This window comes from Pedobacter sp. W3I1, from assembly GCF_030816015.1.
Classification (GTDB): Bacteria; Bacteroidota; Bacteroidia; order Sphingobacteriales; family Sphingobacteriaceae; genus Pedobacter.
The window spans coordinates 4,995,492-5,010,919 of record NZ_JAUSXN010000001.1; the positions used below are offsets into that span (position 1 = coordinate 4,995,492).

At 37.9% G+C, this 15,428-nt stretch carries 16 protein-coding genes; 13 read left to right on the forward strand and 3 right to left on the reverse strand.

Translation table 11 applies throughout. The annotated features are described in order from the left end of the window. The first annotated feature begins 272 nt into the window (after positions 1 to 272). The 7 genes from QF042_RS20380 (at position 273) to QF042_RS20410 (ending at position 6,737) form a co-directional block, all read left to right on the forward strand. A complete protein-coding gene (locus QF042_RS20380; protein ID WP_307531832.1) occupies positions 273 to 1,916 on the forward strand; it encodes a glycine--tRNA ligase in 1,644 nt (547 codons plus the stop codon). A gap of 186 nt (positions 1,917 to 2,102) precedes the next feature. Then, a complete protein-coding gene (locus QF042_RS20385; protein WP_307531834.1) occupies positions 2,103 to 2,786 on the forward strand; it encodes a 2'-5' RNA ligase family protein in 684 nt (227 codons plus the stop codon). A gap of 106 nt (positions 2,787 to 2,892) precedes the next feature. Next, entirely contained in the window at positions 2,893 to 3,735 is an 843-nt protein-coding gene (locus tag QF042_RS20390; protein ID WP_307531836.1) for a ThuA domain-containing protein, read from the forward strand. Between the two features lie 119 nt (positions 3,736 to 3,854). Beyond that, entirely contained in the window at positions 3,855 to 4,262 is a 408-nt protein-coding gene (locus tag QF042_RS20395) for an AraC family transcriptional regulator (RefSeq protein ID WP_057932418.1), read from the forward strand. An 86-nt stretch (positions 4,263 to 4,348) separates the two neighbouring features. Then, positions 4,349 to 5,113, forward strand: coding sequence for an SDR family oxidoreductase (locus QF042_RS20400; protein ID WP_307531838.1), 765 nt, complete (start codon positions 4,349 to 4,351; stop codon positions 5,111 to 5,113). Positions 5,114 to 5,304: 191 nt separating this feature from the next. Further along, positions 5,305 to 5,994, forward strand: coding sequence for a CAP domain-containing protein (locus tag QF042_RS20405; protein ID WP_307531840.1), 690 nt, complete (start codon positions 5,305 to 5,307; stop codon positions 5,992 to 5,994). Positions 5,995 to 6,227: 233 nt separating this feature from the next. Then, positions 6,228 to 6,737: a GtrA family protein gene (locus tag QF042_RS20410; protein ID WP_307531842.1), complete on the forward strand. Its 510-nt coding sequence runs from the start codon at positions 6,228 to 6,230 to the stop codon at positions 6,735 to 6,737. 195 nt (positions 6,738 to 6,932) lie between these two features. Here QF042_RS20410 and QF042_RS20415 read toward each other — a convergent pair whose 3' ends face one another. Next, the gene (locus QF042_RS20415; protein ID WP_307525625.1) at positions 6,933 to 7,955 is read right to left on the reverse strand and encodes an IS110 family transposase; all 1,023 of its coding nucleotides are present in this window, start codon (positions 7,953 to 7,955) and stop codon (positions 6,933 to 6,935) included. A 1,504-nt stretch (positions 7,956 to 9,459) separates the two neighbouring features. On the opposite strand from QF042_RS20415, the gene QF042_RS20420 reads away from it, so the two are divergent. The 6 genes from QF042_RS20420 (at position 9,460) to QF042_RS20445 (ending at position 13,778) form a co-directional block, all read left to right on the forward strand. Further along, entirely contained in the window at positions 9,460 to 11,238 is a 1,779-nt protein-coding gene (locus QF042_RS20420; RefSeq protein ID WP_307531843.1) for an aromatic amino acid hydroxylase, read from the forward strand. Between the two features lie 31 nt (positions 11,239 to 11,269). Continuing rightward, positions 11,270 to 11,524, forward strand: a complete 255-nt coding sequence (locus tag QF042_RS20425) for a hypothetical protein (RefSeq protein WP_307531845.1) — start codon at positions 11,270 to 11,272, stop codon at positions 11,522 to 11,524. Next, positions 11,502 to 11,882 carry a type II toxin-antitoxin system VapC family toxin gene (locus tag QF042_RS20430; RefSeq protein WP_307531847.1) on the forward strand — a complete coding sequence of 127 codons (381 nt, stop codon included), beginning with the start codon at positions 11,502 to 11,504 and terminating at the stop codon, positions 11,880 to 11,882. Before QF042_RS20425 ends, QF042_RS20430 begins: the two co-directional genes overlap by 23 nt. 120 nt (positions 11,883 to 12,002) lie before the next feature. Next, positions 12,003 to 12,704, forward strand: coding sequence for an SDR family oxidoreductase (locus QF042_RS20435; protein WP_307531850.1), 702 nt, complete (start codon positions 12,003 to 12,005; stop codon positions 12,702 to 12,704). 53 nt (positions 12,705 to 12,757) lie between these two features. Next, entirely contained in the window at positions 12,758 to 13,120 is a 363-nt protein-coding gene (locus tag QF042_RS20440) for a DUF4870 domain-containing protein (protein WP_307531852.1), read from the forward strand. A 115-nt stretch (positions 13,121 to 13,235) separates the two neighbouring features. Next, the gene (locus tag QF042_RS20445; RefSeq protein ID WP_307531853.1) at positions 13,236 to 13,778 is read left to right on the forward strand and encodes a C40 family peptidase; all 543 of its coding nucleotides are present in this window, start codon (positions 13,236 to 13,238) and stop codon (positions 13,776 to 13,778) included. 1 nt (position 13,779) lies between these two features. On the opposite strand, the gene QF042_RS20450 is transcribed toward QF042_RS20445, so the two are convergent. Together QF042_RS20450 and QF042_RS20455 are read right to left on the reverse strand one after the other, a co-directional pair. Then, positions 13,780 to 14,385 carry a YdeI family protein gene (locus tag QF042_RS20450; protein ID WP_307531855.1) on the reverse strand — a complete coding sequence of 202 codons (606 nt, stop codon included), beginning with the start codon at positions 14,383 to 14,385 and terminating at the stop codon, positions 13,780 to 13,782. Positions 14,386 to 14,409: 24 nt separating this feature from the next. After that, on the reverse strand, positions 14,410 to 15,297 hold the full coding sequence (locus tag QF042_RS20455) for a flavin reductase family protein (RefSeq protein WP_307531857.1): 888 nt from the start codon (positions 15,295 to 15,297) through the stop codon (positions 14,410 to 14,412). Positions 15,298 to 15,428 lie beyond the last annotated feature (131 nt).

The following is a 15,428-nucleotide window of genomic DNA, read 5'->3' on the forward strand; positions in this document are numbered from 1 at the left end:
CACGAGTGTAACGAAGTAAAGCGGAAAGCAGGGATTGATTAAACCGATTAGCACTGCAATTGCTTTTCAAATCATTTTGAACTGTATAAGAAATTTAAGTGCTTATAAGCTGACTGGCAAGGCACCTTCGTTAGTTTTCGACCACTTAAGACACCTTAGCACACCTAAGTTGGAGGAAGAAATTCTAAAATCTACAGTTCCTTTGCCATTGATCAAAAACCTTCAGCCTTATACCTTTAAACCCTCCGCCTTTTTATTATCTTTGCTGCATTATGGCTCAAAAGAATAACGACGAACAATTTAAAAATGTAATATCACACGCTAAAGAATACGGTTTTGTATTCCAGAGCAGCGAAATATATGATGGCTTAAGTGCTGTTTACGATTATGGCCAATTGGGTGCCGAATTAAAAAACAACATTAAAACCTATTGGTGGAAAGCTATGGTACAAATGCATGAAAACATTGTGGGGATTGACTCTGCAATTTTTATGCACCCTAAGGTTTGGAAAGCTAGCGGACACGTTGATGGTTTTAACGACCCGATGATTGACAACAAAGATTCTAAAAAACGTTACCGTGCCGATCAGTTATTGGAGAATAAAATTGATGAGCTATATTCGGAACTGGCTAATTTCAGCGCAGACAATAAGGCGAAATTTGAAGAATTTCAACAGGAAATATTGGGTTTAAGTGATGAAGGCCAGGCAAGCTGGGTGCCAACATTTAAAGATGAGGAAACAATTTTAGATCATGATAAATACCCTTTTGTGGAGGAAGCGAGCTGGAGATTTGTTAAAAAGGGTTTAACGCTTGAGGTAGAAATGAATCTTGCGCTTAAATCTGAGAATTTAGGTCAGCTAAAAGATTTAATTGTTGATTATAAAGTAATTTGCCCGATTTCTAAAACTTCAAACTGGACTGATGTACGCCAGTTTAACCTGATGTTTAGCACCCAATTCGGTGCAATGGCTGAAGGAAGTGATGAAGTTTATCTTCGTCCGGAGACTGCGCAGGGTATTTTTGTAAACTTTTTAAATGTTCAAAAATCTGGAAGAATGAAAATTCCTTTCGGTATTGCGCAGATTGGCAAGGCTTTCAGAAATGAAGTAATTGCCCGCCAGTTTATTATGCGGATGCGTGAGTTTGAGCAAATGGAAATGCAATTTTTTGTTCGCCCGGGTGAAGATAAAAAATGGTTCGAATACTGGAAAGAAGCACGTTTAAAATGGCATAAAGCTTTAGGAACCGCTCCTGAAAAATACCGTTACCACGACCATGTTAAATTAGCACATTATGCTAATGCGGCTACTGACATTGAATTCGAATTCCCATTCGGATTTAAGGAGGTTGAAGGGATCCACAGTCGTACCGATTTCGATTTAACGCAGCACCAGGAATTTTCTGGCAAGAAAATGCAGTATTTCGATAACGATTTAAATGAAGAAGGCAAACCCTATGGCAACTACGTTCCTTATGTAATCGAAACTTCTATCGGTTTAGACCGTATGTTCTTGTTAACCATGATTAATGCATTTGAAGAGCAGGATTTAAGCACTGAAGATAAACAGGATAGCCGTACTTTATTACGTTTACACCCTGCATTGGCGCCGTACAAAGTTGCGATTTTCCCATTAACCAAAAAAGATGGTTTACCTGAAAAGGCTCGCGAGATTATGGATACCTTGAAATTTGATTTCAACTGTATTTATGAAGAGAAAGATGCCATTGGGAAACGCTACCGTCGCCAGGATGCTGTTGGTACGCCTTTCTGTATCACGGTTGACCACCAGAGTTTAGAAGATAACACGGTTACCATTCGCCACCGCGATAGCATGGAACAAGAACGTGTAGCCATTGCTGATTTAAGTAATATTATTGGCTCGGCAGTAAGCTGGAAAACTTTGTTGGCATAATTTTAACCATATTAGTGCATCTAAATTTGATTTATAATATTTAAGGGCATATCATAAAGTTTATTTTCCCTCAATCTGTCACGTTGAGCCTGTCGAAACGCTTTACAACAAATCTAAGTATGTCCTTCGACGGGCTCAGGATGACAATTCTGTATTGGTGATACGCTTTCTTTTTGTGTATAAATAATGAATTTAGCCGAGCATTACCATAAACTTTATACCGAGTCAATCGCAAAGATATTAGCCGGAAATTATGAGATAGATCATTTAATCGACTCGGATACCGATCAGCGTTTCGGAATCACTTTGATAATCAGACCTAATGCTGCAACGAACAGTAAGATTCAGCAGTTTTTAACTGAAGCAAAAGCGATTGAGCCTGATCAGTATTATTATCAAAATCCGGATATTCACATTACCTTAATGTCTATCATTTCCTGTTATGAGGGTTTCGATTTAAAGGATATCGAAGTTGAGGATTATATTCAGCTTATCCAACAGATATTAAGTAGGCATAAGCGTTTCAAGATTCAGTTTAAAGGGCTTACTGCATCACCATCCTGCATTTTAATTCAAGGTTTTTTAACAGATACCTTAAACGAAATCAGAGATGATTTGCGTGCAGGCTTTAAAAATTCAGACCTGCAACAGAGTATCGATAAACGTTATGCCATCCAAACCGCCCACGCTACGGTGATCCGTTTCAGATCGGAACTTAAGCATAAAGACAGTTTCCTTAGTCTTATCGAAAAGTACAGGGACTTTGATTTCGGCACTTTCGAAGTGAAACAAATAGAACTGGTTTATAATGATTGGTATCAACGGGAAAGATTTGTGAAAAAACTACAGGTGTTTGAATTGGGATCATAATATCAATCGATTGAACCGTTTGTAAAACCACATTTTGGACTTGATGTATACTTAACGAAATTCAATTAAACAGCGTTTTATTAATTTAGTAAGCTAATCTGACCAAATGTATAGCGCAAAAAAATCAACACTCACCATTTTAGCTGTTTTTTTCAGCATATCAATCGCTATAGCGCAGGGTAAACCAAAATTTAATGTCATTGCTTTTTACACCGCGAAAAATGACCAGGCACATATCAGTTTTGTTCATGAGGCGAATAAATGGTTCCCTAAAATGGCTGAAAAATATCGCTTCAGTTACGACTCTACAGCCAATTGGAGTAATTTAAATCCCAAGTTTCTAGCTAAATATCAGGTTGTTTTGTTTTTAGATACCCGGCCAGAAGCACCCGAACAACGCAAAGCTTTTGAAAAATATATGGAAAATGGTGGTGCATGGATGGGTTTTCATTTCTCTGCTTTTGCGCTATCAAAATCAGCTTTCGATCAAAACTGGGACTGGTACCACTATACTTTTTTGGGGTCGGGGGAATATGGCAGTAATACCTGGCGACCAACATCGGCAATACTTAAAGTAGAAAACAAAAAACATCCGGTAACCAAAAACCTGCCCAAAACCTTTAAAACACAACCCAACGAATGGTACCGTTGGCAGAACGATTTAAGAAAAAATCCAGACATCCAGATTTTACTATCAATAGACCCCTCGAGTTTCCCACTTGGTACCGGGCCAAAAGCACACGAAATATGGCATAATGGATATTACCCAGTGGTTTGGAGTAATAAAAAATTCAAAATGGTTTACTTAAACATGGGTCATAATGATATCGATTACGAGCACAAGTACGGCAAAAGCAATAGCACACTCTCTTATACCTTCGACAACGAAACACAGAACAAAATGGTTATCAATAGTTTATTTTGGTTAGGAAGGAAAAAAATTAAATAAGCGCCATAAACTATCTTGTAATGCGTAATCCTTTGGTCACAAATATGATTACCATAGGTTCCAGATTTCATATTCATTTGTGTGAATATTATATTTGTTTAAACAGCACTCACTTTAATATGAAAATCCCACAGAAGTTTTTTGCCCGTCAACATGAAATCGCAGCCGATTTTTTGAAAGAGCTGGATAAACATTTGGATGATGTGGTATCGGGCAGGGCAACCGAGATGTTTGAAGTAAGAGATTTTGCCGAGCTTATTCACGTTCACCCTACGCACTTAAGCAATACCATTAAATCGGCTACAGGCCATTCGCCTTGTTATTTCTTTGAAGAACGTTTAATGGAGATTTCAAAATCGATGTTACAAAATGTGAGCATGCCTATTGCAGAAATAGCAAGGACACTAACTTATGATCCATCTAACTTTACCAAGTTTTTTAAACATTTCTCTGGCCAAACACCAAAACAGTACAGAGAAGCTTATTTTCAGTCTTTAGCTGCAAATAAGGAAATTGTCACCATATAAAACTTAAACAGTCACCATTTTTACTTAAGCTGTCACCATTTTTACAGCGGGTTTCCAGCTAACTTTGTTTAACAAATTAAAAGAAAATGGAAACACAAAATAAAATTGCCCTGGTAACCGGTGGTAGCCGCGGATTAGGGAAGAATGCTGCTTTAAAAATTGCAGCAAAAGGAATTGGAGTAATTGTTACTTATCAATCTAAAAAAGAAGAAGCAGAAGATACGGTTAACGAAATAAAACAGCTAGGTGTACAGGCTGCAGCATTACAGTTAAACGTAGCCGATACTAAAACTTTCGATGCCTTTTTCGCAGCAGTTAAAACTGTATTGAAATCTGTTTTTAATGCCGAAAAATTCGATTTTTTAATTAATAATGCGGGTATCGGCATTCATGCTTCATTTGCAGAAACAACTGAAGAACAATTTGATACTTTGGTAAACATCCACTACAAGGGAGCTTTCTTTTTAACCCAAAAGGCTTTAACCTTATTAAATGATGGCAGTGGGATTATTAATCTTTCTACTGGTTTGGCGCGTTTTGCTACCCCTGGCTATGCAGCTTATGCCTCGATGAAAGGTGCAATGGAAACTTTAACCAAATACCAGGCAAAAGAATTAGGTGCAAGGGGAATTAGATCAAACATTGTTGCTCCTGGCGCCATTGAAACCGATTTTGGTGGTGGTGTAGTGCGCGATAACGATCAGCTTAATGCTGGAATTGCTTCGCAAACAGCTTTGGGCCGCGTAGGCGTGCCTGATGATATTGGTGGCGTGGTGGCCTTTTTATGTACTGAAGATGCCAGATGGATTAATGCACAGCGCATTGAAGCATCTGGTGGTATGTTTTTATAAACCATTCGCAATTTTAACCACCAGGACACGGAGGCACAAAGATTAATTTATTTGTGTTTTTAGTGCCTTGGTGGTTATTTTTTTGTTGTAGCTCGTCAACGCTAACCGCTAAACGCCATGTGCAAAATACTACCTAAACCCCTAACCGAAAAATAATCTGCCTTAAAAGACGTTATCATGAAAATCATCCTATGTTTAAAATACTTCTACCTACCCTTTTACTCTTCATTTTTTCCAGTCAGGTTAATGCTCAAAAATGGACTAATGCCGAATTCCGCAAAGCCAATACCGCAGCAAATGCTTCTTATTTAAGCAATGAGGAAAAAAACATTGTGATGTATATAAACCTGATTCGCATTGATGGTGAAAAGTTTTATTATACTTTCCTGGAAGACTACATCAATAACTACAATGCTAAAGTGCGGAAGTATAGGAATTACAATGAACTCCGGATTACCAGAAATAATTCTTACTATACTTCTTTACTTAAACATTTACGTGGCGTAAAAAACCTGCAAATGTTTTATCCTGATGATAAATTAGCTTCGTTAAGCCGGGGCCATGCACAAGATTTAAACAGGAATAATCTCGATACACACGAAAGCAGTAACGGAGATAAATTTTCGAAACGTTTATCCAGGTACTTTCCCAATAAGGCGATGAGCGAAAATATCGATTTCGGTTACTCGAACAGTCTAGATATTGTTTGCCACTTGTTGTTAGATTGTGGCGTACCGTCCCTCGGCCACCGCTTTAATTTACTCGATCAAAAATACAAGCTCAATACCGTTGGTGTAAGCATACAGCCCCACCCCTCTTATACCTGGTGTGCAGTGATTGATTTTGTTGCGCAACCTACATTTTACACCAACAATGAGTAATTGCTTAAATTATCTAATTACCGCAGCAATAAAAATTAATTGTAAATTGCGCCAAATAACTACGGATTCACAATAAATTGCATATTTCAAAGCCATCAAGTCCTGCTGAACTCGTTTCAGCATCTTTATTGCAGGAAAGACCCTGAAATAAATCCAATAGCTATTGGATCAGGATGACGACCGCTTATGCAATTTGGTGTACGCCAAATAACAACAACGAACAGTTTTAAGTAATGCGCAAAATAATTTTAGCCGTAATAGATTTTTTTTACCCTCCTTTTGAAAAGTTTATTTCCTTACATAATTTTAGATACCTAGCCACTGGTGGCGGTACTTTGCTGTTAGGAATCTTAAGTTATTATTTTGCTTACTTTTTCATTTTTAAAACCGAAGAGGTAGATTTTGGAGTAATTGTGCTTCAGAGAGAAACCGCATCATTATTGGTCGATTATACCATTGCCATCCCAACCAGTTTCTTACTCAACAAATATGTAATATTTACACATAGCGAATTAAAGGGCAGGGTTCAGCTTTTTAGGTTTTTAAACCTTCAGTTTATTAACATACTGGCCAATTATGTTTTATTGAAGTTTTTGCTGGAACTTTTAAGAGACTATCCAACTTTGGCAATGCTTTCGAGAATACTGGTTTCGGTTTTAATGGCACTTTTCAGTTACCTATATCAGCACTACTTTACATTTAGTGTAAAAAAAATCGGAGGAAAAAAAGCAAAGAAACATTAATAACCCAGTAATTGTTGCCACGGAGACACGGATGAAAAGAGTTGGGTAGATCAGAAGTATCGTCATTTCGACCGTAGTGGAGAACCCGAAGGCTCTGCGAAGCAAATCTTTAAATTTGATTTCAATAACATAGTTTAATGATCTCTCCACTCCGCGGTGCTTCGGTCGAGATGATTGTTATGATAAAAACAAATTTTAAGCAGCTATATTATAATTATTTTTATAGCTAGCTTGATTTTTTATAACTGCAGCAACTCTTAATGCTATCTTGTTTCTAACGGCATTAATTATGCTCATGCTGTGCTTCCCTTCATCCTTTTTTCTATTGTAATATGTCTTGAATTCCTGATTGTGTTGAATTAGAGATAATGCACACATATGCAGCAATCTTTTAAGTTCTTTATTGGCCATCCGGTGTACCTTGGATTTACCTTTGATACTTATACCACTGCTGTGTTCAAATGGAGCAACCCCTGCATAACAGGCCAGTTCTTTTCCGCTGGGCCGCCCTGCAAAATTTCCCGTGCAGCCAATCAGGTATACTGCTGTAACATGCCCTATCCCAGGGATACTGAGCAATAATTTGTAGTTCTGCTTGAAATCCTGGTTTCCTGTAATGATTTTTTTGATCTGATCTTCGAGGTTCTTGATTGATTTGGCTATACCCTCAATTGCATTTTTAAGTGCTTTTTCAATCAGTTTCTGATGTTCTTTACCATTGACATTACCAAGTTCTTTTACCGAAACGCTAATGCCAGACCTTTGTTTGAGCAGCTTTGTCCGAGCTGATATCAGATCTTTCAGGAGCATCAGCTCGGGATCCAGGGCAGCTGTCGCCTTTAGATCATCCGCTTCCTTAAATGCATAGTTGCATAAACGTATGCTGTCTATTTTATCATTTTTACCCCTTGCTATCCCAAAGCTCCATTTGATATGGGCTGCATTGCCAATATGGATGGGCAGATTTCTGTTGCTGCAGAAAGTCCATATTAAACGGTGATAGATCCCGGTATTTTCTATGACAATCAAGGAGTCCTCATTGAACGTGGTTTTCTGCGATTTCAACCACTTCTCAAATAGCTTTATCCCTGGTGCTGTGTTGTCAAACCGTGCGGTTGCTATCTCCTGTTTTACATGGTTCACAACGGCCATCAATGCAACATCGAAGTAAGGTTTGGAAACATCAATCCCGATAAAAAATTTTGTAGTGCCAATCATCCTGTTATTTTTTATGTTTGTAGTGGTTACCTAATTTTTACCCCATCGATCCTAGTCCTTAATAATGGGTATTGCCCTAATTGTTATCTGGTCACTAAGGGAAAAAACGGTAGCGGATTGCATCATCTCATAGGTATAAAAACCTTGACGAACTTTTAATGTGCCGCTACCGTTTTAGGTAATCTGATTTATAATTTAAGCAAAGTAAATAGTTATTATCCTTAAATAAAATATCAAAACAAATCTAAAGGACGACTTTCTACTGGATCTGTTATAAATTACTTTTAATCATATCTATTTTTGGAAAGCAGTTGCCCAAGCACTTTGGTTTCTTTAGTCCCGCCTTCAATCAAGTCCTCACTCGTACCTCGTTCCGGGCTTTCCGTTCCAGTCGGGTTTAGGTGGCCACAACATTGCTCCTATTTTCGTTTTTTTTTTAGCAACATGCAGGAAAACCACGTTCATCAGCACCAGCCTTTGTAAATAAACGGGATGGAAGCGGTATCCTTTTGCTGTCAGCCTGAGCGGAGTCGAAGGCCAGCAAAAGATATAGCAAACAGCCCGGCCGAACCTTCCCTATAAAATGCTACAGCACCTTTCAAAATAATAAGAGTCAGTTTTACTGATTTAGGTAGTTTTTGAAATTTAGCAAAATGCAGGAAAACCACGTTCATCAGCACGAGCCTTTGTAAATAAACGGAATGGAAGCGGTATCCTTTTTGCTGTCAGCCTGAGCGGAGTCGAAGGGCAGTAAAAGATATAGCGAACAGCCCGGCCGAACCTCACCGATGAAATACTACAGCACCTTTTCCAATAAATTAAAGACATTTTTTGGTAAACCAAACCTTTATTATTGAATTCTTTTGGGAAAGCAATTGCATAAGCACTTTGGTTTCTTTAGTCCCGCCCTCACTTCAAGTTCTCACTCGTACCTCGTTCCGGGCTTTCCGTTCCAGTCGGGTTTAGGTGGCCAATATTTTGCTACTATTTTCGTTTTTTTAGCAAAATGCAGGAAAATCAAGTTCATCAGCACCAGCTTTTGTTCTTAAACGGAATGGAAGCGGTATCCTTTTGCTGTCAGCCTGAGCGGAGTCGAAGGCCAGCAAAAGATATAGCAAACAGCCCGGCCGAACCTTCCCTATAAAATGCTACAGCACCTTTCAAAATATAAGAGTCAGTTTTACTGATTTAGGTAGTTTTTGAAATTTAGCAAAATGCAGGAAAACCACGTTCATCAGCACGAGCCTTTGTAAATAAACGGAATGGAAGCGGTATCCTTTTGCTGTCAGCCTGAGCGGAGTCGAAGGGCAGCAAAAGATATAGCAAACAGCCCGACAGAACCTTTCCTATAAAATGCCACTGCACCTTTTCCAATAAATTAAGTACATTTTTTATTCAACCAAACCTTTATTACTTTAACCTGTTAATTTATGCAGCTGCTTTCTTGATAAGATAAAAACAACACCCTAACTTAGCTGCCGACCAACTTATTTTCAGATTAACCATGAGCCATTTTAATGATTTTAATAATGCGCAGGTAGCAAAATTGCCCAATCATTTAAAGCAATTTATTGTTGACCAGAATTACGAAAAATACACACCAATCGATCAGGCGGTGTGGCGTTATGTGATGCGTCAGAATTATAGCTATCTTAAAAATGTTGCTTATTACCCTTACATAAAAGGCTTACAGCGAGCGGGTTTGAGTATCGAACACATTCCTGACCTGCAGACAATGAACGATAACCTGGGCAAGATTGGCTGGGGCGCTGTTACCGTTGATGGTTTTATTCCGCCAGCTGCATTTATGGAGTATCAGGCTTATCGTGTACTGGTAATTGCTGCCGATATCCGCCAGATTAACCACATCGAATATACACCAGCACCAGATATAATACATGAAAGTGCTGGCCACGCCCCTATTATTGCCGATACGGATTACAATAATTATTTAAGTTATTTTGGCTCGATTGGCACAAAAGCCATGTTTTCTGCCAAAGATTTTGAGCTTTACGAAGCCATCAGGAAACTATCGATTTTAAAAGAAGCTGTGGATGCTGATGAATTTCAGATTGCAAAGGCTGAAAAGGAATTGCGCTACATTAATGAGAATATGGGCGAGCCCTCTGAAATGGCTTTACTTGGCCGCTTACACTGGTGGACAGTTGAGTATGGTTTGATTGGTACTTTAGAAAACCCAAAAATTTATGGCGCTGGTTTGCTTTCTTCGATTGGTGAAAGTGCAACCTGCATGCAAAATGATGTGCAGAAACTTTGGTACAACATCGATACGATTAACTACGCTTACGATATTACCAAACCACAACCACAGCTTTTTGTGACCGAAACTTTCCAAAACCTGATTGATGTTTTGGAAACTTTTGCCAATACCATGGCCTTTAGAAAAGGCGGAACAGAAAGTATTATGAAAGCAATTGCCTGTAAAAATGTGGCTACAGCCGTTTATAGCTCAGGCTTACAGGTAAGTGGTGTATTTACCGATGTAGGCGTTGGTACAAAAGATGAGGTAACCTTTATTAAAACAACTGGTCCTTCGGCGTTGGCATTTAATGGAAAACAATTGGCAGGCCATGGTAAACATTACCATGCCGACGGTTTTTCATCTCCGGTTGGTCGGTTAAAAGATGCTGTAAAGGCATTAGAAGATTATAACACTATTGATTTACAAACTTTAGGGATAATCTCAGGTGAAAAGGCTGAATTTATATTTGAAAGCGGCATTAAAGTAGCTGGTACAGTTAAGAATATTATTACAGAAAACGATAAACTCCTTTTAATTGCCTTTAAAGATTGTACGGTTACAGAAAGCAATGGGAACATCCTGTTTAAACCTGAATGGGGCATTTACGATATGGCTATAGGTGAAACGATCGTTTCAGTTTTTAATGGGGCTGCCGATAAAGACGCTTATGAGGAGATTACACTAATTAGTAAGGAGAAAACACATCAGATTACTTATGATGATAAAACGTTAAAACTGCACAGCTTATACCAAACAGTTAGAGCGATTAGGGAAAGTGGTGAAGGGTTGGATAAACTTGCTGAGATCTTTGCACAGCTTAAAACGAACCACAGGCAGGATTGGCTTTGTGCATTGGAAATTCTGGAAATTATTTACCATAAAAAGATTTATCATCAGCTGGAAAAGGAAATCCAGGTCTATCTGGAAATCAAAGCTGGCAGAGAATTAGATCACACGAAATTGATCAGCGATGGTTTACATGTAATTAAAAACCCGGTAAGCCAACTGATTACAGATTGATTTATCTCTTTAATTTCATTAACTTTACGTTATGACAACCATCACAGTACAAGTAGATAACGAACAAAATGCTGCGCTTCTGGAAAAGATGCTTAAGGCATTATCTTTTGTAGAAGATGTTGATATTAAAAACCATCAGCCAAATATGGTGGAAGAGCCAAAAGGATCGTACCAGAAATTAAAAAAGGCAATTGATAATACCGAAGGCAATCTAATGTTTAAAGATATTAAAGATCCGTCTAAATGGCAAAGTGATTTAAGAGATGAGTGGGAACGTAATATTTGATACGAATATTGTTATTTATTTATCCAAGAAAATTTTATCCCCAGAAAAAATATTCTTTTCGAATATTTTTTATTCTATCTCTATTATCTCAAAAATGGAATTATTGGGCTATTCATTTAAAAATAGCGTAGAAGAAAAGTATATCATCAAATTAATTGATTCTTTAAATATTGTCTCATTAAGCGATGAGGTAGTACATGCTACAATTGAGATAAGAAAAAACAACAGGATAAAACTGCCAGATGCTATTGTTTATGCTACTGCACAAGTAATGAATGGTAAACTTTTAACCAATAATATTTCAGATTTTGAAAAGGTAAACGGTAATGTTGAACTATTTAATCCTTTAATTTCATAAGACGATTGATTTGCAATATGATGAAGAATTAAGCGATGAAATCGCTTTTCTCATCAATCCTCGTTACAAACGAGGACTATTTTATACTTCAAACTTTACAACAATTTTTAACATTTTTTAATGAACATTATAATTACAGGTGCAAGTAGCGGAATCGGTTTCGAAACTGCTTTAGAGTTTAGCTTACAGAAAGAGAACAAAGTTATAGCCATTGCCCGGTCGGCAGATAAACTGCGTAAACTTTTAGAAATTGCTAAAGGCATTAATCCCAACTGTACGCTTTTACCAGTAGAATTCGACATTGTAAATGATGATTACGCTGCATTAATTCCATTTTTAAAGGAACGGTTAGGATCTGTTGATATCTTGATTAACAATGCAGGAGCTTTAATTAATAAACCTTTTTTAGAAACCACAGAAGTTGACCTGGGAGAAATGTTACAGAGCAATGTGATTTCACATTTCAGGATGATCCAGCATGTTTTACCTTTAATGCAAGCTGGAAGCCATATTGTAAACATTGGAAGTATGGGCGGTTTTCAAGGCAGCGTTAAATTCCCGGGCCTTTCCGCTTACTCAGCAAGTAAAGCAGCATTGCATACCTTAACCGAGTGTTTGGCATTTGAATTGGCTGAAACAGGAATTAAAATCAATTGTCTTGCATTGGGATCGGCACAGACCGAAATGCTCGAGGCTGCTTTCCCCGGGTACCAAAGCCCGGTTATGGCCTTCGAAATGGGTAAATATGTTGCCGATTTTGCTAAAACCGGACATAAATTTTTTAATGGCAAGATTTTACCTGTTGCTGTTACTACGCCCTAATGTTCACATTTTTTAGTAATTTACGCCCTAAATCGAAAAACTAAAAAAAATCTATGGAAACGAATTCCCCTTTCAAGACAGCCGACAGTGGTAAAAATGCAGCAATTGTTAGTTACATTTTTCTTATTGGATGGTTAGTATCGTACTTTGCGATGTACAAAGACAACAAAACAGCTTTATCAAGCTATCATTTAAGGCAGTCTTTATTACTTCATTTAGGTATGATTGTACTTAATGTGGCTATAACTATCATTATCATGATTGTGCCTACTGCACTTTTTGGATACTTGAGCTATCTGGTTTACATTCTTTACATTATTTTTATCATTTTGGGTGCCGTAAGCGCAAACAATAGCGAGCAGAAACCTTTGCCACTCATTGGTGATAAAGCACAAACCATGTTCCCAAGTATATAATCAAAACCAAATATTTTAATCAGAGTCTGGGCCAACTGACCAGACTTTTTTGTTTTGACTCATTTTCAACATTTTAACCGACTTTGGATATTTTTTATATCTTTGGTTCCTACATATGAAGAAAATAATAGTCCCGATTCTGTTTTTCATTTTGTCTGCCACGGCAGGAAAAGCCCAAACAATCTTACCCGCGCAATACCAGGAACTGGTAAAAAAACTGGTTGCCAACCTTCCGAAAGCGGTAACCGTTAACGAAAACAATACCACAAATTCAACCTCACTTATCGATTTTGCCAAAAGTATGCTAGGTATCCCCTATCGTTACGCCACTAGCAATCCGAAAGTTGGTTTCGACTGTTCAGGTTTTGTAAGTTATGTCTTCAGTAATTTTGGTTTTAAAGTTCCCCGTTCTTCACGAGAGTTTAGTGCAACAGGCAAAGAAACCAGTTTAGAAAACGCAAAGGTTGGAGACGTACTTATTTTTACGGGGAGTAATTCAAGAATAAGAAGAATCGGCCATGTTGGAATTGTTTATTCTATTGATGAAAACGGAATCAAATTTATCCACGCTTCATCGGGCAAAGCACATGGGGTAACCATCACCGATTTTAATGGCCACTATAAGGCCCGCTTCATGAAAATTGTAAGTATTATATAATTTACTTTTTATACTTCCACATTCTTGTTTTGCCTTCGGCAAGCCATACCAATGTGGTTACCAATCTTTTCTGCCTGGTAGTTTCCGTTTTAGCTTCTTCAAGCCACATTACATAATCTTTTTTATTGGACGTGCTAAAATTCTGAAAAACCGCTAATGCTTCGGGATCTTCCTGCAAGGCTTCTATTAAATATGCTGGGATAATTAGTTCTTTCTTTTCTATAGACTTTGGTTTTGCCGGCAATTTTACATTATCCTCATTTAATTGAATGGCCTGTTGTATATAAGCAATCAGGATCTCATCTGAAGGCAAATCTTCCAAAGATGTTATTTTACCCAATAAACCCATTGCTTCAGAACGTTCTTTGAAAATGCCATATTCATCTTGCATTAACGAACCTTTCCAAAAGCCGAATGCACAATGGTGTTTGAAGGACGCCATATGGCAAACCGTGCCTTTGAAATCAAAAAACGGCATTCCCCATTTAATCTTCTCTTCAATGCGCGCATCGGCCTTATGTACCAGATTCCTTAAATGATCTAAAATAGGGATTGCAAATTCTGCCGAATTAATGATGTACTGATCTACCTGAACAATTGTATGCATAGCTTAAAAATTGGCTTAATAAATTTAAAGCAAAACAACCTTTAAAGCAAGCGCTACATCTCCATTACTCAGAAACTTTTTTGCCAGTTCGTGCAGCTCTCTTTCACGGTTGGTTGTATCACCTATAGTAGCATCGAGCACTTCTTTCACCTCGGCATGGGTACTGATCAAATCGATTTCTTCGTCACTTGGTAAATATTCAACGTTTCCTAACATTCCCAGATCATTTCCAGACAACACTTTAGAAAACCGGACAGAATGCGGTAAACGATCTATGCCTATGCCCAATTTAGTCAGGGGTTTTGCTACTTTAAACAAATTGTCGCCCGTAACTCTACAATACCAATCGCCTCCTAAACGGGCTACAAGGTCAATCTTATGCTGATCGATCCTACCACTCTCATCTAAAATAGCTTCATTAATATGAATCACTTTTATTTCGGCCAGAACCAGGTTCCCTGCACCATGACGATCACCTAATGAAATCACCTCATTTACAACACATTCAAACTGCACTGGAGCTTCGGCAACTCTTGGCGGTGTAACCAAGTCAGATTTTAACATGGTAAATCCCGCTTTCTCGAACTCGTTTACACCTTTAGCATATTCGGTACTGGCCAAACTCATTTGCTGCACCATATCATAATTTACAATATTGATGACACATTCTTTAACCTGCAGTACATTTTCCAGGCTATGTTTGGTAGTATTATCACGCACCCTCCTCGACGGAGAAAAAATACAGATCGGTGGATTTGTACTAAACATATTAAAGAAACTGAAGGGACTTAAATTAATATTCCCTTCCGTATCAATAGTGGAGGCAAAGCAGATCGGTCGCGGAGCGATAGCATATTGCAAATAATTTTGCAGTTCAACAGGCGTTAAATCGGAAGTTTTTAAAGTTAGCAAGGTTTTGATAGGTTAAATATTGGAAAGTTGAAATGTTGTAAAGTTTTGGGTGTACATAGAAAACTGTCTAATATAAAACTTAAAAGTTGGAAAGTTTGGGTATAAAATAGAGCGATTTGTTCAGGCTGGAG